At 72.8% G+C, this 26,357-nt stretch carries 24 protein-coding genes; 14 read left to right on the forward strand and 10 right to left on the reverse strand.

Features of this window, described 5'->3' with window-relative positions:
• Window position 1: 1 nt before the first annotated feature.
• Genes ASE68_RS18055 through idi form a run of 4 tightly spaced genes read left to right on the forward strand, consistent with a single transcriptional unit; the run spans window position 2 to window position 4,144 of the window.
• A complete protein-coding gene (locus tag ASE68_RS18055; RefSeq protein WP_055862846.1) occupies window positions 2-946 on the forward strand; it encodes a TatD family hydrolase in 945 nt (314 codons plus the stop codon).
• Window positions 946-2,139, forward strand: coding sequence for a metabolite traffic protein EboE (eboE, locus tag ASE68_RS18060; RefSeq protein ID WP_055862850.1), 1,194 nt, complete (start codon window positions 946-948; stop codon window positions 2,137-2,139). The genes ASE68_RS18055 and eboE overlap by 1 nt, the downstream gene beginning before the upstream one ends.
• A complete protein-coding gene (locus tag ASE68_RS18065; protein ID WP_055863045.1) occupies window positions 2,136-3,539 on the forward strand; it encodes an alkaline phosphatase family protein in 1,404 nt (467 codons plus the stop codon). Before eboE ends, ASE68_RS18065 begins: the two co-directional genes overlap by 4 nt.
• Complete coding sequence (gene idi / locus ASE68_RS18070) at window positions 3,536-4,144, forward strand: isopentenyl-diphosphate Delta-isomerase (RefSeq protein ID WP_369800103.1); 609 nt, start codon at window positions 3,536-3,538, stop codon at window positions 4,142-4,144. Before ASE68_RS18065 ends, idi begins: the two co-directional genes overlap by 4 nt.
• A gap of 111 nt (window positions 4,145-4,255) precedes the next feature.
• Here the strand turns inward: idi and ASE68_RS18075 are convergent, their stop codons facing one another.
• A complete protein-coding gene (locus tag ASE68_RS18075) occupies window positions 4,256-4,864 on the reverse strand; it encodes an RNA methyltransferase (RefSeq protein WP_055863049.1) in 609 nt (202 codons plus the stop codon).
• A 159-nt stretch (window positions 4,865-5,023) separates the two neighbouring features.
• Here ASE68_RS18075 and ASE68_RS18080 point away from each other — a divergent pair, with 159 nt between their 5' ends.
• The 3 genes from ASE68_RS18080 to ASE68_RS18090 all read left to right on the forward strand — a co-directional run bounded on the left by ASE68_RS18080 (window position 5,024) and on the right by ASE68_RS18090 (window position 8,182).
• A complete protein-coding gene (locus ASE68_RS18080) occupies window positions 5,024-6,334 on the forward strand; it encodes an Nramp family divalent metal transporter (RefSeq protein WP_082462485.1) in 1,311 nt (436 codons plus the stop codon).
• A gap of 279 nt (window positions 6,335-6,613) precedes the next feature.
• Entirely contained in the window at window positions 6,614-7,195 is a 582-nt protein-coding gene (locus ASE68_RS18085; RefSeq protein WP_055862852.1) for a hypothetical protein, read from the forward strand.
• A 78-nt stretch (window positions 7,196-7,273) separates the two neighbouring features.
• The gene (locus ASE68_RS18090) at window positions 7,274-8,182 is read left to right on the forward strand and encodes an alpha/beta hydrolase (protein WP_055862854.1); all 909 of its coding nucleotides are present in this window, start codon (window positions 7,274-7,276) and stop codon (window positions 8,180-8,182) included.
• A 79-nt stretch (window positions 8,183-8,261) separates the two neighbouring features.
• On the opposite strand, the gene ASE68_RS18095 is transcribed toward ASE68_RS18090, so the two are convergent.
• On the reverse strand, window positions 8,262-10,865 hold the full coding sequence (locus tag ASE68_RS18095; protein ID WP_055862856.1) for a rhamnogalacturonan lyase: 2,604 nt from the start codon (window positions 10,863-10,865) through the stop codon (window positions 8,262-8,264).
• A 403-nt stretch (window positions 10,866-11,268) separates the two neighbouring features.
• Here ASE68_RS18095 and ASE68_RS18100 point away from each other — a divergent pair, with 403 nt between their 5' ends.
• Entirely contained in the window at window positions 11,269-11,922 is a 654-nt protein-coding gene (locus tag ASE68_RS18100; RefSeq protein WP_055862858.1) for a metal-dependent transcriptional regulator, read from the forward strand.
• Here ASE68_RS18100 and ASE68_RS18105 read toward each other — a convergent pair.
• Entirely contained in the window at window positions 11,912-12,280 is a 369-nt protein-coding gene (locus ASE68_RS18105) for a VOC family protein (protein ID WP_055862859.1), read from the reverse strand. The two genes, ASE68_RS18100 and ASE68_RS18105, sit on opposite strands and share 11 nt — an antisense overlap.
• A 143-nt stretch (window positions 12,281-12,423) precedes the next feature.
• Window positions 12,424-12,792 (reverse strand): VOC family protein, encoded by a 369-nt coding sequence (locus ASE68_RS18110; protein ID WP_055862860.1) that lies wholly within the window; start codon window positions 12,790-12,792, stop codon window positions 12,424-12,426.
• Window positions 12,793-12,856: 64 nt separating this feature from the next.
• On the opposite strand from ASE68_RS18110, the gene ASE68_RS18115 reads away from it, so the two are divergent.
• From ASE68_RS18115 to ASE68_RS18130, 4 genes are all read left to right on the forward strand, one after another.
• Window positions 12,857-13,321, forward strand: coding sequence for a MarR family winged helix-turn-helix transcriptional regulator (locus tag ASE68_RS18115; RefSeq protein ID WP_055862862.1), 465 nt, complete (start codon window positions 12,857-12,859; stop codon window positions 13,319-13,321).
• 56 nt (window positions 13,322-13,377) lie between these two features.
• Window positions 13,378-15,033 (forward strand): cyclic nucleotide-binding domain-containing thioredoxin-disulfide reductase, encoded by a 1,656-nt coding sequence (locus ASE68_RS18120; RefSeq protein ID WP_055862864.1) that lies wholly within the window; start codon window positions 13,378-13,380, stop codon window positions 15,031-15,033.
• Entirely contained in the window at window positions 15,030-15,362 is a 333-nt protein-coding gene (locus tag ASE68_RS18125) for a UBP-type zinc finger domain-containing protein (protein ID WP_055862866.1), read from the forward strand. The genes ASE68_RS18120 and ASE68_RS18125 overlap by 4 nt, the downstream gene beginning before the upstream one ends.
• A gap of 147 nt (window positions 15,363-15,509) precedes the next feature.
• On the forward strand, window positions 15,510-16,307 hold the full coding sequence (locus ASE68_RS18130) for an HAD-IIA family hydrolase (protein WP_055862868.1): 798 nt from the start codon (window positions 15,510-15,512) through the stop codon (window positions 16,305-16,307).
• A 7-nt stretch (window positions 16,308-16,314) separates the two neighbouring features.
• Here ASE68_RS18130 and ASE68_RS18135 read toward each other — a convergent pair whose 3' ends face one another.
• Window positions 16,315-17,373, reverse strand: a complete 1,059-nt coding sequence (locus ASE68_RS18135; RefSeq protein WP_082462486.1) for an aldo/keto reductase — start codon at window positions 17,371-17,373, stop codon at window positions 16,315-16,317.
• 158 nt (window positions 17,374-17,531) lie between these two features.
• On the opposite strand from ASE68_RS18135, the gene ASE68_RS18140 reads away from it, so the two are divergent.
• A complete protein-coding gene (locus tag ASE68_RS18140) occupies window positions 17,532-19,070 on the forward strand; it encodes a PLP-dependent aminotransferase family protein (RefSeq protein WP_082462487.1) in 1,539 nt (512 codons plus the stop codon).
• 62 nt (window positions 19,071-19,132) lie between these two features.
• Window positions 19,133-20,284, forward strand: coding sequence for a hypothetical protein (locus ASE68_RS18145; RefSeq protein WP_082462488.1), 1,152 nt, complete (start codon window positions 19,133-19,135; stop codon window positions 20,282-20,284).
• Window positions 20,285-20,288: 4 nt separating this feature from the next.
• Here ASE68_RS18145 and ASE68_RS18150 read toward each other — a convergent pair whose 3' ends face one another.
• The 5 genes from ASE68_RS18150 to pyrE are packed head-to-tail and all read right to left on the reverse strand — an operon-like array spanning window position 20,289 to window position 26,335.
• A complete protein-coding gene (locus tag ASE68_RS18150) occupies window positions 20,289-20,957 on the reverse strand; it encodes a DUF4166 domain-containing protein (protein ID WP_055862871.1) in 669 nt (222 codons plus the stop codon).
• On the reverse strand, window positions 20,954-21,649 hold the full coding sequence (locus tag ASE68_RS18155) for an SRPBCC family protein (protein WP_157421761.1): 696 nt from the start codon (window positions 21,647-21,649) through the stop codon (window positions 20,954-20,956). Before ASE68_RS18155 ends, ASE68_RS18150 begins: the two co-directional genes overlap by 4 nt.
• Before the next feature lie 29 nt (window positions 21,650-21,678).
• The gene (locus ASE68_RS18160; RefSeq protein ID WP_055862873.1) at window positions 21,679-22,611 is read right to left on the reverse strand and encodes a nucleoside hydrolase; all 933 of its coding nucleotides are present in this window, start codon (window positions 22,609-22,611) and stop codon (window positions 21,679-21,681) included.
• Window positions 22,608-25,763: a hypothetical protein gene (locus tag ASE68_RS18165; protein ID WP_055862876.1), complete on the reverse strand. Its 3,156-nt coding sequence runs from the start codon at window positions 25,761-25,763 to the stop codon at window positions 22,608-22,610. Before ASE68_RS18165 ends, ASE68_RS18160 begins: the two co-directional genes overlap by 4 nt.
• Entirely contained in the window at window positions 25,763-26,335 is a 573-nt protein-coding gene (gene pyrE / locus ASE68_RS18170; protein WP_055862878.1) for an orotate phosphoribosyltransferase, read from the reverse strand. The genes ASE68_RS18165 and pyrE overlap by 1 nt, the downstream gene beginning before the upstream one ends.
• Between the last annotated feature and the right edge of the window lie 22 nt (window positions 26,336-26,357).

Below are 26,357 nucleotides of genomic sequence, written 5' to 3' on the forward strand. Positions count from 1 at the left end.
CATGCGCATCTTCGACCCGCACATCCACATGAGCTCGCGCACCACGACCGACTACCGGCAGATGTACGCCGCCGGGGTGCGCGCCCTCGTCGAGCCGTCGTTCTGGCTCGGGCAGCCGCGCACCAGCGTGGGCAGCTTCACCGACTACTTCGACGCGCTCATCGGGTGGGAGCGGTTCCGCGCCGCGCAGTACGGCATCCGCCACCACGCCACCATCGGCCTGAACCCGAAGGAGGCGAACGACCCGCGCTGCCGCGAGGTGCTCGACGTGCTGCCCCGCTACCTCGCCAAGGACGGCGTCGTCGCCGTCGGCGAGACCGGTTACGACTCGATGACGCAAGAGGAGGACGAGGTCTTCGCCCGGCACCTCGAGCTCGCGCTCCGGCACGGCCTGCCCGCGCTCGTGCACACCCCGCACCGCGACAAGGCCGCCGGCACGCGCCGCACGCTCGACGTCGTGCGCGAGTCGGGCCTCGCACCCGGCATGGTCGTCGTCGACCACCTGAACGAGACGACGGTGGCGGATGTCGCCGACAGCGGCTGCTGGATGGGCTTCTCGATCTACCCAGACACGAAGATGGACGAGCACCGGTTCGTCGCGATCCTGAAGGAGTACGGCACCGAGCGGATGCTGGCCAACAGCGCCGCCGACTGGGGCCACTCCGACCCGCTGAAGACCCTCGCGACCGCGAACGCCATGCTCGACGCCGGGTTCACCGCCGACGACGTCGACCTCGTGCTCTGGCGCAACCCGGTCGCGTTCTACGGGCAGAGCGGTCGGCTGAACCTCGATCCGGTGCCCGGGTTCGAGGAGGCGACGGATGCCGCGGCGCCGGCGCCATCGGCCACGGCGCCGTCCACCCCGGTGCCGTCGGCCCCCGTGTCGTCGACCCCCGTGTCGTCGACCTTCGAGGGCAACTCCGTGCTGCGGGGGGTGCCGGCCTGATGGAGCTCTCGTACTGCACCAACGTGCACCCGGCCGAGGACCTCGACGGCGTGCTCGACCAGCTCACCCGGTACGCCGGCCCTGCGCGTCGTGCCGCGGGCCTCGACCGGCTCGGCGTCGGCCTCTGGCTGCCGGCGCCGCTCGCGCATCGGCTCGCCGAAGACCCCGGCGCACGCGAACGCCTGCGCGCCGGGCTCGAGGCCGAAGGGCTCGAGGTGCGCACGATCAACGCGTTCCCGTTCACGGCGTTCCACGCCGAGGTCGTGAAGCTCGACGTCTACCGGCCCGACTGGACCGACCCGAGGCGCGCCGACTACACCCTCGACTGCGCGCGCGTGCTCGCCGACCTCCTGCACGATGGCGCGGTCGGCAGCATCTCGACGCTGCCGCTCGGCTGGCGATTCCCGTGGACCCCCGCCGAGGACGACGCCGCGACGGCGGCGCTCGACCGCGTCTCGACCGGATTGCGCGAGCTTCGAGACCGCACGGGCCGCACCATCCGGCTCGCGATCGAGCCCGAGCCGGGCTGCGTGCTCGACACCGTCGACGACATCGTCGAGTGGCTCTCGCCCCGGCTCGGTCCTGGCCGCCTCGACCCGGAGTTCATCGGCATCTGCCTGGACACCTGCCACCTCGCCGCCTCGTTCGCCGACCCGGCCGAGACCGTGCGCAGGGTCGGGCGCGCCGGCATCCGGATCCCGAAGGTGCAGGCCTCGGCGGCCCTGCACATCGCGGACCCGTCGGAACCGGCCGCCCGCGAGGCGCTCGCGGCGTTCGCCGAGCCGCGCTACCTGCACCAGACGCGCGCGCTCGCACCCGACGGCGTCGTGCTGCGCGCCGACGACCTGCCCGACGCGCTCGACGAGGTTGCGGGGCTCCGCACCGACGGCCCGTGGCGCGTGCACTTCCACGTGCCGCTGCACCTCGAGCCCGAGGCGCCGCTGTCGTCGACGACCGACGTGCTGCGGCGCGCCGTGGCCGCCGTGCGCGAGCTCCCCGATGGCGACAGCGCCCACCTCGACGTCGAGACCTACACGTGGACCGTGCTCCCGGGCGGCGCCGGCGACCTCGTCGAGGGCATCGCCGCCGAGCTGCGGTGGGCCGCCGGCGAGCTGCTCGGCGACCCGGCGGGAGCGGCTCCCGGCGCGGCGCGCCCGGCCGCGGCATCCGGCGCCGTGGGGGTGGCCTCGTGACCCGGGTGCTGCTGCTCGACGTCGTCGGGCTCACCGCCCGCGCCCTGTCGCAGATGCCGCGCCTGCGGGCGCTCGCAGCCGGCGGCGCGACCGCCCGACTCGGCACCGTGCTGCCCGCCGTCACCTGCAGCGTGCAGTCGACCATGCTCACGGGGCTCGCTCCGGCGCAGCACGGCATCGTCGGCAACGGCTGGTACCACCGCGACATCGGCGAGGTGAACCTCTGGCGCCAGCACAACGCGCTCGTCGAGGGCGAGAAGGTGTGGGAGACCGCCCGCCGCCGCTCGCCCGGCTTCACGACGGCGAACGTGTGCTGGTGGTACGCGATGGGCGCGACGACCGACCTGACGGTCACGCCCCGGCCGGTGTACCACGCCGACGGGCGCAAGTCCCCCGACGCCTACACGCGGCCGCCCGCCCTGCACGACCGGCTCGTGGGAGAGCACGGCGAGTTCCCCCTCTTCCACTACTGGGGGCCGACCGCGTCGATCGCCTCGACGCGGTGGATCGTCGAGTCCACCCGGTCGATCCTGCGCGAGGAGGCGTCCGACCTCGTGATGGCGTACCTGCCGCACCTCGACTACGACCTGCAGCGCTTCGGACCCGACTCGCCCGAGGCCGACCGCGCGGCCGCCGAGCTCGATGCCGTGCTCGCGCCACTGCTCGACGACGCCGTCGCCGCGGGCGCGACCGTCATCGCCGTCGCGGAGTACGGCATCGCCCCCGCCGACCAGCCCGTCGACGTGAACCGGGCCCTGCGTCGCGCCGGACTGCTCGAGGTGCACGAGCAGCAGGGACGCGAGCTGCTCGACCCGACGACCTCTCGCGCGTTCGCCGTCACCGACCACCAGGTCGCCCACGTCTACGTGCACGACCCCGCCGACGTGCCGCGCGTGCGCGACCTGCTGCGCGGGCTCGACGGCGTCGACGAAGTGCTCGATCGTGAGGCGCAGGCCAGGTACGGACTCGACCACGCCCGCTCGGGCGAGCTCGTCGTCGTCGCCCGCCCCGGCGCCTGGTTCACCTACTACTACTGGCTCGACGACGACCGGGCCCCCGAGTTCGCGCGCGGCGTCGACATCCACCGCAAGCCCGGGTACGACCCCGCCGAGCTGTTCTTCGACCCGGCGGACCCTCGGGCGAAGCTCCGCGCCGGCCTCGGCCTCGTGCGCAAGAAGCTCGGCTTCCGTTACGCGATGAACGTCGTGCCGCTCGACCCGACCCACGTGCGCGGCACCCACGGGCGCCTGCCCGAATCCGACGCGGACACGCCGCTCCTCATCAGCTCGGATGCCGCGCTGCCCTTCTGGGACACGGCCGCCGAGCTGGTGCCCGCCGCCCGCGTGCGCGACCTCGTGCTCGAGGCCGCGCGCGTGCCGGAGCCGGCGGCGACGCCGTGAGCGACGTGCTGGCGGGCGAGGGCGCGGGGGCGGTCACGGCGACGGCTGTGGCCGGCCCTGGGGGCGAAGGTCTCGTCGAGGAGGTCGTGCTCCTCGACGAGGCCGGTTCGCCGGTCGGCACCTTCGCCAAGTCCCTCGTGCACGGCTTCGACACCCCGCTGCACCTCGCCTTTTCGTGCTACGGCTTCGACGCCGACGGGCGGATGCTGCTGACCCGCCGTTCGCTCGCGAAGCGCACGTGGCCCGGCGTCTGGACGAACGCCTGCTGCGGCCACCCGCAGCCCGGCGAGGACCCGGTCGACGCGGTGGCCCGGCGGGTGCGTTCGGAGCTCGGCGTCGAGCCCCGCGACATCCGGCTCGTGCTGCCCGAGTTCCGCTATCGGGCGGTCGACGCGAGCGGACTGGTCGAGCACGAGGTGTGCCCGGTGTACTTCGCGGAGCTGCCGACCGACCTCGCGCCCGACCCCGACGAGGTCGTGTCGTGGGTCTGGGTCGAGCCCGCCGACTTCCTCGCGACGGCCGAGCGCGCGCCGTACCTGCTCAGCCCGTGGAGCGTGCTCCAGGCGGCCGAGTTCCGCCGGGAGGGGTTGCTCGCAGCGGGCTGAGCCGGCCAACGGCCGTTCTCCGGATGCCGCGCCCGACACGCCGCTCCCGACGCGCGACACGCCGTGCAGGGGGCCTGGCTCATCCGGAGTTCGGCCGAGGCTCTCGCCGCATCAGCGCCGCGCGTGCCGCCGCACCCACTCGTGCATCACGATCGCGGCCGCCGCACTCGCGTTGATCGAGCGCGTCGAGCCGTACTGCGTGATCTCGACGACGCGATCGGATGCCGCGATCGCCTCGTCGCTGAGCCCCGGCCCCTCCTGCCCGAAGAGCAGCACGCACCGCTCGGGCAGCTCGACCGCGTCGACCGGTTCGGAGCCCTCGACGTTGTCGACCGCGATGATCGGCAGGCCCTGCTGCTCGGCCCAGGCGACGAAGTCGGCGACATCCGGGTGGTGCAGCACGTGCTGGTAGCGGTCGGTGACCATGGCGCCGCGCTTGTTCCACCGGCGGCGGCCGATGATGTGCACCGTCTCGGCGGCGAACGCGTTGGCGCTGCGCACGATCGAGCCGATGTTCAGGTCGTGCTGCCAGTTCTCGATCGCGACGTGGAACGGATGCCGGTGCAGGTCGAGGTCGGCCACGATCGCGTCCATGCTCCAGTAGCGGTAGCGGTCGATGACGTTGCGGGTGTCGCCGTGCTCGAGCAGCTCGGGGTCGTACTGCGGCTCGTCGGGCCACTCGGCTCGACCGCCGGGCCACGGCGGCACGCCGTGAGGCAGCGTCGGCTCGGGGTGCTCCGGCTCGGGGAACCCGGGCTCCTGCGGCTCGGGCTGCGGCTCGGGCTGGGCCTCTGCGCGGTCATCGGTCACGCGCCAACGCTACCCGCGTCGTACGCGATCCGCGGTTTCGGTATGCCTAAATATTGCTAGGGTTTCGGTATGCCGAAAACTCTCGACGACGAGACCACGCAGCCCGGGCGACCCGAGGCGACGGCGACGGATGCCGCGGGCCGCCGTGCTGCGACATCCGCCCCTCGTCTCGCGTGGCTGATCGGCCCCGCCCTCGTGGCCGGCGTCGCCTACCTCGACCCCGGCAACGTCGCGAGCAACATGACGGCCGGAGCCCAGTACGGCTACCTGCTCGTGTGGGTCGTGGTCATCGGCAACGTCATGGCCTGGCTGATCCAGTACCTCTCGGCCAAGCTCGGCGTCGTCACCGGCAAGAGCCTGCCGGAGGTGCTCGGCGAGCGCATCGGCAACCGCTGGGGCCGGCGGGCGTACTGGCTGCAGGCCGAGGCCGTGGCCATGGCGACCGACATCGCCGAGGTCATCGGCGGCGCGGTTGCGCTGAACCTGCTGTTCGGCGTGCCGCTCGTGTGGGGCGGGCTCATCACCGGCACGGTCTCGCTCGTGCTGCTCGTGATCCAGTCGCGACGGGGCGCGCGTCCGTTCGAGTTCGTCATCATCGGATTGCTCGTGATCATCGCCGTGGGATTCAGCGTCGGCGTCTTCGTCGCTCCGCCCGACCCGGCCGGCGTGCTCGGCGGGCTCGTGCCGCGCTTCGAGGACGCGAACTCGGTGCTGCTCGCCGCCTCCATCCTCGGCGCGACGATCATGCCGCACGCGATCTACGCGCACTCGGCCCTCGCCCGCGACCGGTTCGCGCCGAACCGCCGCGCCGAGACGAACGCCGTGCCGACCGCCCGCCTGCTCGTCGCGACCCGGTGGGACGTCACGATCGCCATGGTCATCGCGGGCACCGTGAACCTCTGCATCCTGCTGCTCGCGGCCGCGAACCTCGCCGGCGTCGAGGGCACCGACAGCCTCGAGGGCGCCTACGCCGCATTGCAGGTCTCGCTCGGCCCGATCATCGCGACGCTGTTCGCGGTCGGCCTGCTCGCATCCGGGCTCGCGTCGACCTCGGTGGGCGCCTACGCGGGCGCCGAGATCATGCACGGACTGCTGCACGTGCGCGTACCGCTCATCGCGCGCCGACTGGTGACCCTCATCCCCGCCCTCGTGATCCTCGCGCTCGGCTTCGACCCGACGCTCTCGCTCGTGCTCAGCCAGGTCGTGCTCTCGTTCGGCATCCCGTTCGCGCTCATCCCGCTCATCTCCGTCACCGCGAAGCGAAGCGTGCTCGGGCGGTTCTCGAACCACTGGGCGACGACGGCGGCCGGCATCGCGGCATCCGTCTTCCTCATCACGCTGAACGGCGTGCTGCTCTGGCTGGTGTTCACCGGGGCGTGACGACGTTCGCCGGGACTCGGCCGGCGAATATCACGGATGCCGCGGGCTGACACTCAGGCGGTTGCCAGCCTTCGCACGGGCGGGCCGGACTCCGCCGTCATCTCGGGCCTCCGGGCGGTGGGCCCGTGTGGGAATCCGCGCTCGCGGGGTCGGATTCCGGGCGCGTCGCGGCATCCGCCCAAACCGTTCCACCCACCGCACCGGATCGCCTGATGTGCCGGACGTGAGGGTTCCGAACGGGAACCGACACCGGCACGTGGAGAGGAAAGGGTTCATCTCATGAACACGTTCACCACCAAGCGCACCCTCGTCGGAGCGGCAGCCATCGCCGCCGCCGGACTCGCCGCCGCGGGCGTCGCAGCCCCCGCCATGGCCGACGACCGGGTCGGCGACGAGACGAGCATCACCGAGTCGGCCACGTCGACCGACCTCTTCGGCGACACCGGGCTCCGCGGCGTCACCGACCTGCTCGACCTCGGCCCCGTGTCGTTCGACGACCTCGGCAACATCACGAGCCGGGCGCCCATCACGGGCGGCGACGTCTCGAACGAGAGCCCCGTCGTGGTCGCCCCCGGCGACATCGCGTCCGACATCGGCTCGGGCAACGGCGACATCGGCTCGGGCAACGTCGTCGGATCGGGCAACGACGTGCAGGCGCCGATCGGCTCGGGCAACGAGACGAACGTCGACCTCGGCGGCGTGAGCGACCTCGTGGACGTAGGCGACGTCGGCGACGTGTCGGGCTCGGTCGGCGACGTGACCGGTTCGGTCGGCGACATCGTCGGTGACGTGACCGGCTCGGTCGACGGCCTGGCCGACGACATCACGGGCGATCTCGACCTCGGCGGCCTGCTCGACTGACACGCACCTCCCCTGCGGGGCCCGAGCCATGGCGGCTCGGGCCCCGACTGCGTCGGCGGCTCCCGCTACGGTGAACGCGTGACCGACCACGCCCCGCTGACCGCGGCCGACCTCGCCGGCATGCTCGCGAGGGGCGCCGACCTGCCGCGCGAGCTCGCGACGCAGCAGGAGCCCGACGCGGCATCCGCCCTGCCCGTGGTCGTCGACGAACGCGGCGACCGGGTCTTCACCGACGTGGCGTACGCGCGGCTCGGCGGGTTCCGGCCGCTCGTGCTCGACCTGCGCGTGCCGCCGTCGGCGGGCCCGATGCCCGTCGTGCTCTACCTGCACGGCGGGGCGTTCCTGTGGGGCAGCCACCACGGACCGCTCTTCGGCATCGCCGAGGCCCTCGCCGACGCCGGCATCGCCACAGCCTCGGCGCAGTACCGGCTCGACGGCGAGGCACCGTTTCCCGCCTCGCTGCACGACGTGCACGCGGCGATCCGCTGGCTGCGGGTCGTCGGGCCCGAACTCGGCCTCGACGCCGACCGCATCGGCATCATGGGCGAGTCGGCCGGTGGGTTGCTCGCCGTCTTCGCCGGCCTGCGCCCGAGCGACCCGGCGCTCGTCGGGCGGGTCGGCATCGTCGACGCCGAGGCCCGCGTCGACGCGGTGGTCGGCTGGTACGCCTACACGGGATCGGTGCTCGAGGAGCACCCCGACCCCGAGGTCGTCTCGTGGGCGTCACCGATGAGCCATGTCGGTGCGGATGCCGCGCCGATGCTGCTCTTCCACGGCGACGCCGACACCCTGGTCCCCCAGACGAACAGTTCCGACCTGGTCGCCGCCCTCGCAGCGGCGGGTGTCGAGGCGGAGTTCGCACCGGTTCCCGGCGCCGCGCACGTCTTCGAGGGCGGCGATCCGTCCCCCGTCGTCGCCCGCACGGCCGCGTACTTCGCCGAGCGCCTCGGCGCCGTTCCCGGCGCGCACCGCAGCGCGCAGACGTGAGACCACCCCGGGCGCCGGCACGGAATTGCGGCACCCGGGGTGGTCGTCGTTCATCCGCGGCTCAGCCGCGGACGGTCTCTCAGCGGCGCGAGAAGTCGTGCGTCCACACCGACGTCGACCCTTCCGCGATCGCATTGCCCGCCTTCGGCACGGCGGCCACCGTGACCTCGGCGCGGGGCGCCTTGTACAGGCCCGCCTTCACCCGCTTGCCGTCGAGGTAGTAGTCGACGTCGCGGTCGATCGGCACGACGACGTAGTCGAGCAGGAAGCCACGCGGGTCGAGGAACAACGGCTTCGTGGCCTTCACGGGCGTCGTCGTGATCGGCACGTTCGCCCAGTCGAGGTCGCTCGCGAGGTAGTACGACGTGTACGCCGGCTGGTTGTACGTCGTCTGCTGGCGGGCGGTCTCGACCCGGTACTGCGGGTCCTGCATGAGCGTCGTGAGCTTGTGCGTCGTGACCTCGGTCGTCGAGTAGATGCGCAGCGCGCTCGAGTCGGTCGTGCGCACGAGCAGCTCCTCCCGCCAGTCGCCGAGCACGTCGGCGACGAGCGACGGGTTGCCCTTCGTTCCGTTGTTCGTGAGCGTGCCGGCGGCCGTGAGCAGCGTTCCGCGGGTCCAGTCGTCGATGGTCGGCGTCTGGGTTCCTCTGCCGTTCACGATCTGCGTCGTGAGGTCGCCGGCCCAGCGGATCGACATGTTCGTGCCGGGCGTCGCCGTCGAGAGGATCTCGCCCGTCGCGCTCAGCAGTCCGCTCGCCTCGGTGCCGCCGGGCATGCTCGACCACACCTCGATGCCGGGCACGTCGGCCCGCACGTCGCCGATCATCGCACGGCCGGTGTCGCGGCCCGAGTAGGCGCCGAAGAGCGATTCGCCCGTCGCGGCATCCCGCAGCACCGAACCGTAGGGAGCGCCCGCGGCGCCCTCGTGGGCCGTCCAGACCTCGACGCCGGGTCGTGCCGGGTCGATGTCGGTGACGTGCATCGCGTCGCCGTGGCCGAGGCGCACGTTCGCGCCCGGGTTCGCGCTGCCCTCCGGCAGCACGTCGAACGAGCTGTAGAGCAGGCTGCCGTCGTCATCGATCGTGGCCGAGCCGTAGACGAGCTCCTGCCTGCCATCGGCATCCACGTCGGCGAAGCTCAGCGAGTGGTCGCCCTGCGTCGTGATCGTCGCGAATTCGGGATCGGTGCCGTCGCGCCCGTGGGGCGAGTCGTTGAACGGGTTCGTCATGGGCACGTGGCCGCTGTCGACGTCCCAGCGCTGGCTGAGGCTCTCGCCGTCCCAGTCGTACGCCGTGACGGTGGAGCGCGTGTAGTAGCCGCGGGCGAAGACCGCCGAGGGGTGCTCGCCGTCGAGGTAGCCGACGCCCGAGAGGAACCGGTCGACCCGGTTGCCGGGCTCGATGCGGGCCATCGCGTAGTCGCCCCAGAGCAGGCCGTCGTCATCGCGGCCGGGGGTGTAGGCGACCGTCTGCAGCTCCTCGCCGGTGGCGCTGTCGAAGACCGTGAGGTACTCGGGGCCCTCGACGATGAAGCCCTCGAAGTTGCGCAGCGCGTTGCGCGTGCTGCGCGCGGGGGCGTAGACGTCGATGAAGTAGTCGACGAGTTCTTCTGCGCTCTCGCGGCTCAGCGGATAGTCGTGGGTCACCGGGATGCCGAACGCCTCCTCGAGCGTCGCCGGCCAGTGGCCCGCCACGACCTCGGGGTGCTCGGCCCATCCCTGGAACACCTCGACGAGGTGCTCCTCGTAGTCGGCCGCGCTCATGCGGTAGTCGTCGGCATTGGAGTACCCGGCCGCGACATCCGCCTCGGGCATCGTGATGTACGACTCGCTCGCGACCGAGCCGTCGGCGCCGTAGCGGATCGACTTCGTGCCCGGCGCCGTCTTCAGCATCGTCTCCGACCGGCCGTCGCCGTCGAAGTCGTAGACGAGGAACTGCGTGTAGTGCGCGCCCGCACGGATGTTCACGCCGAGGTCGAGGCGGTTCAGCAGCGTGCCGTCGAGTTCGTAGGTGTCCAGGTAGACGGTGCCCGTGTAGCCGACCTGCGAGACGTCCTTCGAGTTCGACGGGTCCCACTTCACGAGGTACTCGTACGCCCCGTCGCCGTCGACGTCGCCGACCGAGACGTCGTTCGCCGAGTAGGTGAACGCCTCGCCCTTCGGCGTCACGCCGTCGGCGGGCTTCTGCAGCGGCAGGTCGTGGAATCCCTGCTCCCACGCCGATACGGGGGCGGATGTCGCGAGCTCGACGCCGTTGACCACGGGCGCGACCGTGTACTGCGCCGAGGCGGTGCCCGCGGCATCCGCGTAGTTGGTGCTGTCGGTGACGGTCGCGATGCGCTCGCCATCGCGGTACACGGCGAAGTCCGGCCCGGCGAGGCCGGTGTCGGTGGCGCCCGTGGCCTCGGTGGTGAGCAGGCGCCAGCTGAGGAACACGCCCTCGCCGGTCGAGACGGCGACGAGTCCGCGGTCGAGGGTCTCGAGCTGCGGGGTGGGCGCGGCGGGCTGGTGGCGGGTGGTCGCGGCATTCGTGGTCGCGGCGGTCGCGGCGGTGACTGTCGAGGCCTGGCTCGCGGCCTGGCTCGCGGCCGGTTGCGCGGCCGCAGCCTGCGCCGAGCCGGCGATCAGGCAGCCCGCGGCGACGACCGCCAGGGCAGCGCGGAACGGATGGGTACCGAGATTCATCGTCGAATCCTTCTCTGGGCGGAGCCCGTTGGGATAACGCTTTCCGTGCGTGACCGAACCTATCCACCGTTCGAGGGGTGGTCAAGGTCTCGCGGCACATTTGACACGATTCAGTCCACGCCTGCCGGCCTCACTCATGGGCCGTGATGTCGCGCGAACTGCGCGCATCTGCCGGATCCGCCGACGATTTGCGCGACATCACCGCAATGATTGCCTGCGCGCCCACGCCCGCCCGCCACCGGCATCCGGGACTCAGGCGAACGCGCGCGAATCCGGCCGCGAACCGGCGGATCGTCCTGAATTCGCGCCGAAGGCCTGAACCCGAAGCGATATCGTCGGGGCCCGAGCCGCACCGGCGGCCCCGATCCCGACGCCCCGCCCGCACCCCGATATCCTGAGTGCGATGCCAGCCACCAGCCCCGCGATCGAGGACTACCTCAAGACGGTGTACGCCCACACCGAGTGGCAGCCCGACCCGATCACGCCGAAGGCCCTGGCCGACAAGCTCGGCGTGGCCCCGTCATCCGTCACTGAGATGGTGAAGAAGATGGCCGCGCAGGGGCTCGTCGCGCATGTGCCCTACGGCCCTCTTCGGCTGACGGATGCCGGTCGCGAACGCGCGCTCGCGGTCGTGCGACGGCACCGGCTCATCGAGACCTGGCTCGTCGCCGAGATGGGCTACGCGTGGGACGAGGTGCACGACGAGGCCGAGGTGCTCGAGCATTCGCTGAGCGACCGGCTGCTCGAGGCGATCGACGTGCGACTCGGGCGTCCGGCGCGCGATCCGCACGGCGATGCGATCCCGTCGGCGTCGGGCGAGGTCGCGAGCGAGCCGTTCGTGCTGCTCTCCGAGGCACCGAGCGCGCACGTGGGCCGCGTCATCCGCATCAGCGACCGCGACCCAGAGGTGCTGCGCGAGCTCGAGCGTCGCGGCATCCGCCCCGGTGTCGAGATCGAGGTGACGGATGCCGCGGACGAACTCGTGACCCTGCAGGCCGCGGGCGGGGCGGGCGAGCTGCCGCGCGAGGTCGCCTCGGCCATCTGGGTCACGGCCTGAGCCGAACGCGGGCCTGGATGACGTCGAACAGGTTGCCGTCGGGATCCGCGAGCACGATGTAGTCCGCGTCGTCCTCGTAGCGCCAGTCCACGCGCGAAGCTCCGAGCTCGAGGATCCGCGCGACCTCGCCCGCCAGGTCCGAGGCGTACAGGTCGAGGTGGTGCCGCCGCCGCCCGTTCGGCGCCGACCCGACCTGTGCGATCGCGAGTTGCAGCCCGGTGCCGTCCTTCGGAACGAGCACGGCCCAGTCGTCGTCGGGCGCCTCTCGAAGCACGTACCCGAGCACTGCCGTCCAGAAGGCGATCGCCTGGGGGACGTCGCGCACGCCCCAGACGATCGACCCGATGCGCGTCGTCATCCGCCGACTCTCTCAGACGCGGTGCGTCGCCACCATGGCCGTCGGCCGAGCAAGGCCCGGCGACCGAGGCCCGGCGACCCGGCACGGCCGCCGGCACGCCGCCCGCTCGACGCCGCATGACCGGCGGGCGACATCCGCCCCTGTTAGGCGCGGTCGTGGAGGGTGATCTGGTATCCATCGGGGTCGGCGAAGGTGAAGGTGCGACCGAACGGGCCGTCGATCGGCGACGCGACGATCGGGTGGCCGTCGCTGACGAGGGCATCGTGGATAACCTGCACGTCGGTGGCGTGGAGCCAGATCGCCGCGCCGATGCCGGGCTGGGCGGCGGATGCGAGATCAATGCCGGGGACGATGTCCCTGAGGGCGAACGCGATCGGGGTCGTCTCGAACACGACGGCGTGGGGAGGCCCTGCCTGAGAGCGCACGAGGCCGAGGTACTGCTCGTAGAACGCCTGCGACGCGGCGAGGTCGCGAACCTGGAGGGAGAGGAAGTCGGGGCCGGTGGCTGGCATGCGGATGCTTCTTTCGTTTCATGTCAGTTATCTGACATGAAACAATCTATGTCAGAATACTGACATGAGTCAAGGCGGAGTCGGCATCGACCTGGATACCTCACTGGGCTACCTGCTCAAGGAAGCCTCGAGCGCCCTCCGCGCGGCCATGGAGGCCGTGCTGCGCCCGCTCGGCATGACCGTGACCCACTACTCGTGCCTCGAACTGCTCGCGCAGCGCCCCGGCCTCTCGAACTCGGAGCTCGCCCGAGGCGCGTTCGTGACGCGGCAGTCGATGAACGTGCTGCTGCAGGCCCTCGAGCGAGACGGCTACGTGACCCGGCCGGTGGAGGCCCGCGTCGGAAAGGTCCTGCCCGCCCGGCTCACGCCGCTCGGGCGACGGAGCCTCGAAGAGGCGACGGCCGCGGTCCGATCCGTCGAGGTGAGGATGCTCGGCGGCATGACGCCGGAAGAGCAGTCCGGTGCGTTCCGGATCCTGCAGAGCATGGTCCACGCCCTGCGCGACGACAGCGCGCCCTCGGCTCGATAGCGCCCGGGGAGAAACCCACCCTCCCGGGAATCGCCATCGTCATGCACGATTGAGGCATGGGAGCCCCAGGAACCCGCAAGACGCCCGAACCGACCGATGACCAATGGCGCCGCATGCTCCGCTACGGCACGGCCACGCGCGCCGAGCCCGGCGACGTGCTCTTCGCCGCGGGCGACCGCTGGTACGACCTGGTGCTCGTCGAGTCGGGCGCCGTCGACATCGTGCGCGAACCGCTGAAGTGGATCGAGGAGACGCGCATCGCCACGCTCGGCCCGCGCTCGTTCGCGGGCGAGCTCGGCCTGCTCAACGGGCAGCGTGCGTTCCTCACCGCACGCGTGTCTGAGCCCGGCCTCGTGCACCGCATCGACCACGCGTCGTTGCAGCGCATGATGGCCGAGGACGACGAGCTCTGCGACCTCATGCTGCGCACGCTCTGGGCGAGGCGCGAGCAGCTGCGCCGCGGGCCGGCCGCCTGGACGCTGAAGATCATCGGCTCGGGTCGCTCGCGTGACGCGGTCGCGCTGCGGCGATACGCCGAACGGCTCGACCTCGTGCACACGTGGGCCGACATCGACGACCCGGAGGTTGCGACGGCGTACGCGAACCACGGGTTCTCGACCGACGACCTGCCCGTCGCGATCGTGCAGGGCGAGAACCTGCCGAACGCGACCCCGGGCGAGCTCGCCGAGCTGCTCGGCCTGGCCTACGCCGCCGAAGACGACGCGACCGTCGACCTCGCGGTGGTCGGTGCCGGGCCGGCCGGGCTCGCCGCCGCGATCTACGGCGCGTCCGAGGGGCTGCAGACCGTGCTCCTCGACGCGGTCGCCCCGGGCGGCCAGTCCTCGGCGACCTCCCGCATCGAGAACTACCTCGGGTTCCCGTTCGGCGTCAGCGGCGACGACCTCACCGCACAGGCCTCGCTGCAGGCGATCAAGTTCGGCGTGCACGTCATCGCGCCGTGCGAGGCCGTGCGGCTCGATCCCGGCACCGGCCCCCTCGAACTCACGCTCGCCGACGGGGCGGTCGTGCATGCACGCGCCGTGGTCGTCACGACCGGGGTCGCCTACCGCTCGCTCGACCTCGACCGGTGGAAGGAGTTCGAGGGCGCCGGCATCCACTACGCCGCCTCGACGCTCGAGCTGCGCCAGGTGGCGGGCGGCGAGGTCGTCGTGGTCGGCGGAGCCAATTCAGCCGGCCAGGCCGCAGTCGCCCTCGCCGCGAGCGGATGCCGCGTGCACCTCGTGGTGCGCGCCGACGACCTCGGGCGGCAGATGTCGAGCTACCTCGTCGACCGCATCACCGAAGACGTGCGCATCGACGTGCACACCGGCACGCAGGTGACCGCGCTCGACGGCGGCGACGTGCTCGAGCGGGTCACCCTCTCGAGCCAGGGGGGCACAGGCGAGCAGGCCATCGAGTGCCGCGGACTGTTCTGCTTCATCGGCGCCGAGCCCGCCACCGACTGGCTCGGCGAGTTCGAACGCGACGACGACGGGTTCCTGCACACGGGCGCCGACGTGGTCGGCCTCGGCGAGGCGTGGCGCGACCTCGGACGCATGCCGCTGCCGTTCGAGACCTCCGTGCCGCGGGTCTTCGCGGCCGGCGACGTGCGCCGAGGTTCGATGAAGCGCGTGGCCGCCGCCGTGGGCGAGGGGTCGAGCGCCGTCGCCTCCGTGCACCGGGCGCTGGCCGCGGCGGAGGTGTTCGCATGAGCGAGTTCGCCCCTGCACCCTCCGGCACCGGATGCGGCGACTGCGACGAGGGCGGCGGCTGGTGGTTCCACCTGCGCCGCTGCGTCGACTGCGGCCGGGTCGGATGCTGCGACTCCTCGCCCGCGCAGCACGCGCGCCGGCACTCCGAGCAGACCGGGCACCGCGTCGCGACCTCGTTCGAGCCGGGCGAGCACTGGTTCTGGGATTACGTCGACGAGACGTCGGCGCCCTCGGTTCCGCTCAGTCCGCCGTTCTCACGGCCCGACGAGCAGCCGGCGCCCGGGCCCGACGGGCGCGTCCCCGCCGACTGGCGCGCGCTGCTGCACTGACGACCTCAGGCCCGGTGTGAGGGCGAGCGGATGTCGCAGACGCACGCTCGCGGCATCCGCCCGCCGTCTGCACCCCGGCCGCCCGCGGCATCCGTTCGCCTCGCCACCGTCACCCGTCCGTGACCTGCGCCGCCTAGTCTGGAGCACATGGGACGACGCGAAGAGGTCGAGTGCTGGCTGACCGACATGGACGGCGTGCTCGTGCACGAGAACCACGCGCTGCCCGGCGCCGCCGAGCTGCTGCAGCAATGGGAGGACGCCGGCACGCCCTACCTCGTGCTCACGAACAACTCCATCTTCACCGCGCGCGACCTCTCGGCAAGGCTCCGTTCGAGCGGGCTGAATGTGCCTGAAGACCGCATCTGGACCTCCGCGCTCGCGACGGCCGACTTCCTGAAGTCGCAGCTGCCCGGCGGCACCGCCTTCGTCATCGGCGAGGCCGGCATCACGAGCGCGCTGCACGAGGCCGGCTTCATCATGACCGAGACGAACCCCGACTACGTGGTCGTCGGCGAGACGCGCAACTACTCGTTCGACGCGATCACGAAGGCGATCCGCCTCATCGGCGCCGGCGCGCGCTTCATCGTCACCAACCCCGACGCCACCGGCCCGTCGAAGGACGGCCCCATGCCGGCCACCGGCGCGATCGCCGCGCTCATCACGAAGGCGACGGGCATGGAGCCCTACGTCGTCGGCAAGCCGAACCCGATGATGTTCCGCTCGGCGTTGAACAAGATCGGCGCGCACTCCGAGAACACCGCCATGATCGGCGACCGCATGGACACCGACATCGTCGCGGGCATCGAGGCCGGCCTGCACACGATCCTCGTGCTCACGGGCATCAGCGACCAGGCCGAGATCCAGAAGTACCCGTTCCGGCCCGACGAGATCCTCGGCGGCGTGCAGGAGCTGCTCCGCAAGGACCCCGTCGAGACCGAGCTCTAGCGAGCCGTCAGGCCGCGGTCTCCTCGGGCGCGGCCTTCGCCGATTTCGCGGCCTTCGCCGCCGTCGCCGTCGCCGCGTCCTCGGGCTCGGCGTCGAGCCGCTCGCGCAGCTCGGCATCGAGGTCGAGCTCGGCCGCACCGAGCACCTCCTCCAGCTGCGCCACGGTCGACGGCCCCGCGACCGGGATCACGGGCACCTCGCGCCCGAGCAGCCACGCGAGCGCGACCTGGTTCGGGGTCGCGCCGGCCTCGCGCGCCACCTCGTGCAACAGCCGGATCCGCTCGTGCGTCGTCGGGTGGTCGACCCCGCCCCACAGGGTCTTGTCGGTGCGCGTGAACGCGCCCTGGTGCAGCGGCGAGTACGCCGTCACGGCGAGCGGGGGCCGGCCGTCGACGCCCGTGGAGGCGGCGTACGAGAGCAGCTCGGGCGTGACGAAGTTCTGCCGCCCGAGCTTCGGCGCCGGATAGATGTAGCTGTGCTGCTGCTGCACGAGTCCGTACGGCGCGACGCCCTGGCGCAGCGCCTCCTCGCGGGCCTCGACGACGCGCCAGACGGCGACGTTCGAGATGCCGGAGATGCCGATGAGGCCCTCGTCCTGCAGCGCGCCGAACGCGCCGACGGTCTCGGCGAGCGGGGTCTCGAGGTCGTCGACGTGGCCGTAGACGACGTCGAGGTGCTCGACGCCGAGGTGCCTGGCGCTCTCGCGCACCTCGCGATCGACGACGGCGGCGCCGAGTCCCTCGAAGTTCGTCGGGGGCGTGTTGCGGAGCGGCAGGTTCGGGTCGGCCTTTCCGGCGCCGACCTTGGTCGCGATACGGAGTCCGTCGGGGCGCCCGCGGCTCTTCAGCCAGCGGCCGATGACATCTTCGCTGTCGCGGCCGTACCCGAGGCCCCAGTGGTTGTAGTTGTTGGCCGTGTCGATGAACGTGCCGCCGGCCTCGACGAAGCGGTCGAGGATCGCGAACGAGGTCGCCTCGTCGACCTTCGTGCCCATGTACATGGTGCCGAGGCAGATGGTCGAGACGTCGAAGCTGGTGCGGCCGTTGCCGATGGTGCGGTAGCGCATGGTTCCTCCGTGGTGGTCCGAGTGGCGGTTCGAGTGGCGGTCCGAGACGCGTGGGCGTCATGGCAGCTCCGACGCTATGACCCGATCGGTCCGGGCATACACTCCAATCACCGAGTACTCGACCAGACCATTCATCGAAGCGATCCAGGAGCGAGCGGATGCCCCGCAGCACCGAACGAGGCGCGGCCCCGAGCCTCGCGTGGGAGACCCTCCTCGACCTCGGCGATGGCCCTGCGCCCCTGCGCGACCGGCTCGAGCGCAGCATCCGGGACGCCGTGCACCGCGGACTCGTGCCGCCCGGGTCCGCGCTGCCGCCGAGCCGCGTGCTCGCCGAGACCCTCGGCGTCTCGCGATGGGTCGTCACCGAGGCCTACGGCCAGCTCGTCGCCGAGGGCTTCCTCGAGGCCGTGGTCGGGTCGGGCACCCGGGTGCCCCTGCATCCCGTTCGGGTTCCGGATGCCACGACGGCCGGCCGTGCGCCCACGGCCCTCCGTGGCGAGTACCGCCGTCCGCGGTTCGACCTCGGCCCCGGCATCCCCGACCTCCGGCACGTGCCGCGCACACGCTGGGCGGATGCCGTCCGTCGGGCGCTCGACACCCTGGCCGACGGCGAGCTCATGGTCGTCGATCCGCTGGGGCACCCACTCGCCCGCACCGCCGTGGCCGACTCCCTCGCGCGGTCCCGACGGGCCGTCGTCGCGCCCGACGACGTCGTGATCACGCACGGGGCGACCGACGGCATGACGGCCGTGGTCGCGGGCCTGCGCGACGCGGGCCATCGGAGCCTGCTCGTCGAGGACCCGAGCTGGGGTCGGCTGCGCGAGGTCGCTGCATCCGCCGGCCTGACCCCGGTGCCCGTTCCCGTCGACGGCGACGGCGTCGACGTCGCCCTGCTCGAGCAGGCGTGGGCCCGCACCGGCGCCCGTGCGGCCCTCATCACGCCCGCCCACCAGTTCCCGCTCGGCGCGGCGCTCTCGCCGGCTCGACGCGAGGCGATCGTGCGATGGGCGCGCTCGGTCGACGGCGTGCTCATCGAGGACGACTACGACGCCGAGTTCCGCTACGACCGCCGGCCCGTCGCTGCCTTGCAGGGCCTCGCACCCGAGCACGTCGTGCTGGTCGGCTCGCTCTCGAAGTCGATGGCGCAGGCGTTCGGCCTCGGCTGGGCCGTGATGCCCGCCGAACTGCGACGACGGATCCGCCTCGCCGAGCGGCCCCGGCCGTCGGTGCTCGACCAGGTCGCGCTCGCCGGCTTCATCACCTCCGGCGACCTCGAACGGCACCTCCGCGCCGCGCGCGGGCGGTTCCGCCGGCGTCGAGCCGCCCTGCTCGAGGCGTTCGGCCGCGAACTTCCAGACCTCGCCGTGACGGGCATCGCGGCGGGCATGCACGCGATGCTCGAGCTTCCGCCAGGGGTCGCCGCGCGCGACGTGCGGCACGCGGCATCCGCCCTCGAGGTCGCGGTCTCGGATCTCGCCCGCTACCGCGCGACGGCCGTGACGGAGCCCGGCGCGCGCGACGCGCTCGTCGTCGGCTACGGCAACCTCTCGGACGTGCTCGTCGACGAGGCGGTCGCGCGGCTCGCGGCGGCGATCCGCTCGATCGAGCCCGTGCCGTCGGAGCCCGACGGCATCGGCGGCCCGCCGGATTCGCGATCGACGGCTCCGCCTGAAGGTCGCCGGCATCCCGTAGCCTGACTCCGTCGCCGGCCCGAGACCGGCGCCCTCAGACCCTACCGATGCATGCAGAGGTGCGACCGATGACCGACTCCGACCCTGCCACCACGCCCTCGAGCGCACCGTACGCGGGCGTCACACCGCCAGGGCCGACTCCGCCCGGCCCGATTCCACCCGGCCCGACCCCACCCGGCCCGACCCCGACCGACCCGACCCCGCCGAGTGGCGCATCCGGGTCGCCCGCGGCATCCGCCCCACCGCGCCTCGCCGCCTGGCTCTGCGTGCTGCTCGGCGTCGCCTCGGCGACCCTCGGGCTGCTGCCGTGGCTGGCGACCGGCATGCGCCTGCCGCTGCAGAACCTCTGGCAATTCGACACGATGCCCGAGGCGATGCCCATCGTGCTGCTGCCGTTCAGCCAGTACGCGCTCACGAGCATCGTCGGGCTGGTCGTCGTGGGCAGCACGGTCGCGGGCGTTGTCGCGCGCGCCCTTCGCCGACGGATGCCGCGGCGCGGCTTCGCCGGGCTGTTCGCCGGCGTGCTCGCCGTGCAGGTCGTCGCCGTCGCGCAGACCGCCATCGCGGTGCAGGCGGGGCTGCAGCAGCGCCTCGAGTCGACGCTGTACCTCGTCGCGCTCATCGCGCTGGCCCTGTTCTCGATCGCCGCGGGCGCGCTCGTGCTGTGGCTCATCGCCCGTGCGCCGCGGGCCGGCGCGCTGATCGGGCTGGCGTTCGGCGCCATCGCCGTGAGCTTCTGGGCGAGCACGCTGCTGCACCCGTTCCTCGGCGTCGCGACCGGCGACGTATCGTGGCTGCTCGGCTGGCTGCGCTGGCTGCCGGCGGTGCTCATCGGCGCCGCGATCGCGTGGTGCGGGGTCGGCACGGTCGGGCGGGTCGTCGCGGCGATCGCGAGCCTCGTCGTGCTCTGGATCGCACCCGCACTCGCCACGGCCGTGAGCAATGCCGTCGGCACGCGGGTGCTGGCCACCCGACCCGCGGAGATGCTCGACTACGGCGTCGGGGTCTTCGCGGCCGCCTCGACGATGCCAGAGGTCGTGCTGCCGCCGATCATCGTCGCGATCGCGGTCGCGGTCGTCGGGCTCGCCGTGCGCGCGGGCGTCTCGTCTGCCGCGTCATCGCGGTCGCATCACGCCGACGGCAGCGGGGCGACGGTCGACGGCGGGGCGACAGGCGGCAGCGGCAGCGGCAGCGGCGCGTCGGGCGGCGCCGAGGGCTGAGCGCTCAGGTGCGCAGCTCGTGCCGCACGGGCTTCACACGCTCGGGCGCATCCGCAGCCGCGACCCACTCGCACGTGAACGCCCCGCGGTATCCGAACAGGAACCCGAACCGGTCGTTGCGCACCTCGAGCTCGATGACGAACTGCTCCAGCTCGTCGTCGTACCGCTCGTGCAGGTGAGCCCGGCCGCTGAAGAGCATCGGGAACTGGAACGCGATCGCGCCCTCGTAGAACCGCTGCGCACCCGAGGTGAGCCGGAGCCCGCCGTCGTCGTCGACGGCGAGGTCGAGGTCGACCGCGAGATGCTGGTGCGTGCCGAGGTAGTCGACGACGCGCCCCTCGACGAGGATCATCGTGGCGTCGAAGCGCCGCCGATGCCCGCGGATCTCGTACTCCCGCACGAACGTCACGGTCTCGCGTCCGAACGGATCGAGGTACGGATGGTTGTCGATGCGGAACGGCACGTCGGTGCCGACATCGGGCACGAGGATGTTGCGCAGGCGCCCGATCTGCAGGAACGGCACGGTCCACCAGGGCCCTCGGCGCACCTCGCTCATGACGCCGCGTCCGATGCACGCCTCTGCGGCGTCGAGCCCGACGCCGAAGCGGCGCTGCAGCATCGGATGCAGGCGGCCGAAGTCGTCGCCGAGTGCCTGCTCGAAGATCGAGGTCACGAGGCGCCTTTGTCGATGGCGGGGCCGACGGAGTCGAGGCCGCCGGGCTCGGGCAACGTCGCGAGCGTGCTCGGCGCCCCGGCGAGATGGTCGGCGCGACGGATGCCGCCGGCCGGCGCCCTGCGGCACCGCCCGGCCCTCGGCCGGTCGCCGCGCCTGAACCACAGCACGCTGTGCAGCGGCCACCGTTCCGGCTCCTCGCCGCGCTCGATCCAGATGCGGAGGCGGTCGAAGCTCCACGCCGTCGCCCAGCCCAGCAGGGGCCGCACGACGACGTCGAGCGCACCCCAGCCCGGCTCATAGTCGTAGCCGGTGATGAAGCGCGTGCCCCCGGCATCCGTCGTGTACCGCCAGTAGCCCCGACCCGAGCGGATCGGCGAGAGGTGGTCGGAGGTCGAGAAGCGCAGCGCCGAGGTGCGCGAGCCGTCGGGTCGGTCGGTCTCGCCGAGGCTCACGCCGACGCCGTGCACGGTGTGGAACGGCACGCGGCGGGTGTACGTGAAGCGCCGCGCCGCGGCATCCGTCGTGCCGACTCCGGCGCGGCGACCGCTCGCGGGCGACGCAGGTTCGGGCACGATGCTCGAGAACCGGAGATCCCACCTGGCGTGCTCCGACGGCTCCTGGCTCAGCCGCCACACGTGTTCGAGGTCGGCGGCGATCGTCGTCTCGACGTAGATGCCCGAACGTGCCACCCGTCGAGGCTAGCGCCTCGTCGACCGGGTCAGGCGAGGCGTGCGACCGCGTCGACCATGCCCGCCCAGAACCGCTCGACGTCGAGGTCGACGGCCACCCAGGCGTTCGGTTCACGCCCGAGCATGCCGTCGAAGTCGACGCTCGTCGCCCCGGCGGTCTCGGTGCCGGCCAGCTCGACGTCGAGGCGCGTGTGCCGCAGCTCGACGGCTGCCGGATCGGCGAGCACGGCGACCGCGACCGGGTCGTGCAACGGCCCGTCGGGCATGCCGAACACCTCGTCGTTGGTGCGGCAGAAGAACTCGAGCAGCTCGTCGCCGAAGGCCGCGGTGCGCGTGCCGACCGCGGCGAGGCGCGCACGGACCGCCGGCGTCACGAGCGCGCGATGCGTCACGTTGAGGCCGACCATCGTGAACCGGATGCCGCTGCGCAGCACGAGGTCGAGCGCCTCGGGGTCGACGAGGGCGTTGAACTCGGCGTACGGGGTCGCGTTGCCGCGCTCGGTGGAGCCGCCCATCCAGACGATCTCGCGGATGCGCGGTGCAAGCTCCGGCCGGTCGCGCAGCAGCACCGCGACGTTCGTGATGGGACCGGTCGCGACGATCGCGACCGGATCGGCGGACGCCTCGAGCACGTCGGACATGAGCTCGGTCGCCGTTCGCGGGTCGAGCGGCACGCTCGGCTCGGGCAGCACGGGCCCGCCGAGCCCGTTCTCGCCGTGGATCCACTCGGCGGTCACGAGCGGGCGCACGAGCGGCCCCGGGGCGCCGGCCGCGACCGGAACGCCGACGACGCCCGCGACCGACAGCACGATGCGCGCGTTGCGGCTCGTGTGCTCGAGGGGCACGTTGCCGCCGACCGTGGTGACCGCGAGCAGCTCGATCGACGGATGCCCGGCCGCGAGCCACAGCGCGAAGACATCGTCATGACCCGGATCGCAGTCCAGGATCACCGGAACGGTCACGCCGTGGGGCCCGGCCCGGCGATCGAGCCCGTGAGCGGCTCGCCGCCGGCACGGTTGGCGAAGCAGTAGTACGTGCGCTCGCCCGCGGCCCACTGCTCCTCGGTCACGGGGTAGCTGCCCTGCACCTGCAGGTCGGGAACGCCGGCCGCAGCGGCCACGTCGATGATGCCGGCCGCCGTGCAGAGGGTGTTCATCTGCGCGCCGAGCTCGGCCTCGCCGGGGAATACCGCCGCCTCGTCACCGGGGAGCGTGCCGCGGTAGACGAGCTGGGCCGCATGCGCGACGCCGCAGTCCACGACGGTGTACTCCTCATCCCACGCGGACGCGAACGGGTCGAGGCACTCGCCGCCGAACAGCGTGTTCCACGCGTGCACGCCCATCGGCTGCGGTGCGGTGGGCTCGGGAGCGGGGGTGTCGGATGCCGCTTCGCCCTCGGTCTGGCTCGCCGTCGGGCCGCTGGTCGATGCGAGTCCGCCGCCGACCAGTTTCGTGCCGAAGAAGAAGAGCCCGGCGAGCACGACGAGCACGAGCAGTCCGCCGGCCACCCAGATCAAGGGCCTGGCCGGGCCTCGCCCGCCGGGGTCCTTGCCGGAGCCGGAGCCTCCCGACCCGCTGCCGCCGGATGCACCGGAACCGCCGTTGGAGCGACCGGCGCTGCCAGCGCCGTATCCGTTGCCGGCACCGGACGAGGCGAAGCCGCCGTTGCCGCCGCTCGCACCGCGCGATGCGCCGCCGCCGGAGTCGCCTCGGCCCGCACCTGCGCCTGCGGCGCCACCTGCGCCGCTCGAGGAGGCACCGGATGCCGCGGCGAACGCCGCGAACCCGCCGGCCGATGCGCCGACCCCGGTCGCGGCCGCTGCGGAGGAGACTTGCACCGGCCCGGTCGGCTCGAACAACGAGGCGAAGGGGTTGTCGTCGTCGGACTGGTCCGCATCGGCGTGCGAATCGGTTGCCCACGGGTCGGTGGAGGCGATCGGCATGCGCTGCGTCGCGGTCGGAATCTGCTGCGTCGCGAAGGCGTCGTCCGCAGCGCCCGCGAAGGCGAACGGATCGTTCGTGAACGCCTCGGTCTGTGCGTGCTCGGAGTGGCCGGGCACGACCGGGAGCATCGCGGTGGCTGCCGGCGGCTCTTCGGACGCCGGTGCGGAGAACCAGTCGCCGGCGTCGGATCCGAAGGCATCGTCGGCCGAGAGGTCGTCTTCGGCCGACGGAACGGGAGCCTCGGCCGGCCGGCGCAGGACGCCGGGCGCTCCGGAGGCTGCAGTGGCCGACGCGGCGACGGCCGCCGCCCCGCCGAACGCGAGCGCGCGGAGCGGGGAACCGAGGGGCTGGTCGGCGCGGGGGTCTTCGGCCGTCGGGTCGGGGCTGATGCCCCACTGGTAGCCGGGCTCCTCGTCGTCGCCCGCCGGAGCGGGCTCGTCGTGCCGGTCGTCACCGGGCACGTTCGACCAGGCTCGCGCGGCCCCGAACTGCGGCACGGAGGGCGTCTCGTCGACGCCGAGGTCGTCGTCGTCGTCTTCGTCGGCGAACGAGAGGCCAAGGCCCGCGAGCCCGTCGGACTCGGACTCGGACTCGCCCTGCGCATGCGGCGCGGGCTCCGACTCGACCGGGGTCAGCCGGTCGTACGGGGAGGTCTCGGCGGCGAACGCCGCGAAGCGCCCGCGGTCTGCGACGGGCGCGACGGGGGCGATCGGGGCGGATGCCGCAGCGGCGCCGCCGAGCGCAGCCAGCAGGTCGTCGACCGGTTGCACCGTTTGCGGGGCGATCGGCGCAGATGCGGCCGGGGCCGCCGCGAAGGCGGGGAACCGGTTGCGCGGCGCATCGGTACCGGACGTGGGCCACGCGTTCGGCGCCTCCTGCGACGGGGTGCGGTCGATCGCCGGGAAGACGCGGGTGCGGGCGGCCTCGAGCTCGGCGGCCGCCTCGGCTTCGGCGCGCGCCTCGGCCTCGGCGCGGGCTGCGGCTTCGGCGCGAGCTGCGGCTGCAGCGCGGGCATCGCGTGCGGCACGAGCCTCGGCTTCGGCGCGGGCTTCAGCCACGGCACGAGCCTCGGCGACCGCGGCAGCGTGCGCTGCGGCGGCGGCCTGCGCCTCGGCGGCAGCCTGGGCTTCGGCCGCGGCCTGCGCCTCTGCGGCGGCCACGGCCATCTGCTGCTCGAGCGCCAGGCGCTCGCGGCGGGTGAGGTCGGGCGAGGTGGGGGAGGCGACGGCCGTGGGCTGGGGGTCGGGCTCCTGGAGGGCAGACCAGAGGTCGGCTCCGAAATCGGTGGAGGGCGGCGCGTTGCCGGCGGTCGGTGACACGGGCGTGAAGGAGCTCCGTGCGACAGGGGGCGCGACCGGAGACACGACCGGCGCAACGGGCGCGACCGTCTCGGGCTGCGACAGCCGGCGGAACGCCTCGCGAAGCGCGTCTTCGGAGTTCACGGAGGCCCCGTCGGGCTCGCCCCAGGTGAGCGCGAACGGCCCGGTCGGAGTGGCCGGACCGGGCACGACGGGCGGCGCCGGGTCGAAGGCCTGCGGGGCCGGTGCCGGCGTGGCAGCGGCCGACTGATTCCACGAGGGGAACACCTGATCGGCCTGACGGTCGGCGCGCTGGAGGCCGACGGGCGGCTCGACCGTGAGCGGCGAGTGCGACGGCGCAGCCGACGAGGGCGACGAGGGCGTCGAGGGGGCGGGCGTGGCGGGCTGGTTCCAGGCGGGGAACCCCGACGTCTGCGGTGCCGACGGCGGTGCCGGCGCCCATGGCGTCGAGGCGGGAGCGCCCGGTGCGGCCGCAGCAGCAGCCCCGGCCCCGGCCTGCCACGTGGGCACGGGCGGAACGACCGGGAGCGACTGCGGGTGCTGCGTCGGGAGGGATTCGCCGATGACCGGGAGCGCCCGCGTGCCCGTGTCGCGGGCAGGGGGCTCCGCCAGCGAGAACCAGTCGAGCGACTCCTCGCTGCGGCGCGGGACGGATGCGGTCGGCGGTGCTGCGGAAGGAGCGGAGGCGGGCGGGACCGACGCGGGCGGAACGGACCTCGACGGCGCCGCAGGCGCAGCCGGCTGCCCGAACGACGGCGGCGTCACCGGATGCTGCGGGCGCGGCTCACCGCCGGCCGCGAGCTGCGCAAGGAGCCAGTCGGCGTCGTTGCCGCCCAGTCGGTCGCCCGACATCAGGCCAGGCCCAGGTCGTCCAGGTAGATCGCCGCGAGGTACTGCACGCCGGCCGCTTCGATGACCTCGCGCGCCCCGGTGGCACGGTCGACCACGACGGCGACGGCGACGACCTCTGCGCCGACCTTGCGGAGCGCCTCGATGGCCTTGAGCGGCGAACCGCCCGTGGTCGAGGTGTCCTCGAGCACGATGACGCGCTTGCCCGCGACATCCGGACCCTCGACCTGTCGGCCACGGCCGTGGTCCTTCGGCTCCTTGCGCACGACGAAGGCGTCGTACTCGAGGCCGCGTGCGGCGCCTTGGTGCAGCACGGCGGAGGCGATCGGGTCGGCGCCCATGGTGAGACCGCCCACGGCGGCGACATCGGGGACGTCGGCGATGAGGTCGATCATGACCTGGCCGATGAGCGGTGCCACGCGGTGGTCGAGGCTCACCTTGCGGAGGTCGACGTAGTAGGTCGCCTTCTTGCCGCTGGTGAGCGTGAAGTCGCCATGGAACACCGCATCGGCGGAGATGTAGTCGATGAGCTGCTGACGGGCGTCGGCGCTGCTGTGGGGGTCTGTGAGCGTCACCCGAATACTCTACGGCGCACTC

It is taken from the genome of Agromyces sp. Leaf222 (assembly GCF_001421565.1).
GTDB lineage: Bacteria > Actinomycetota > Actinomycetes > Actinomycetales > Microbacteriaceae > Agromyces.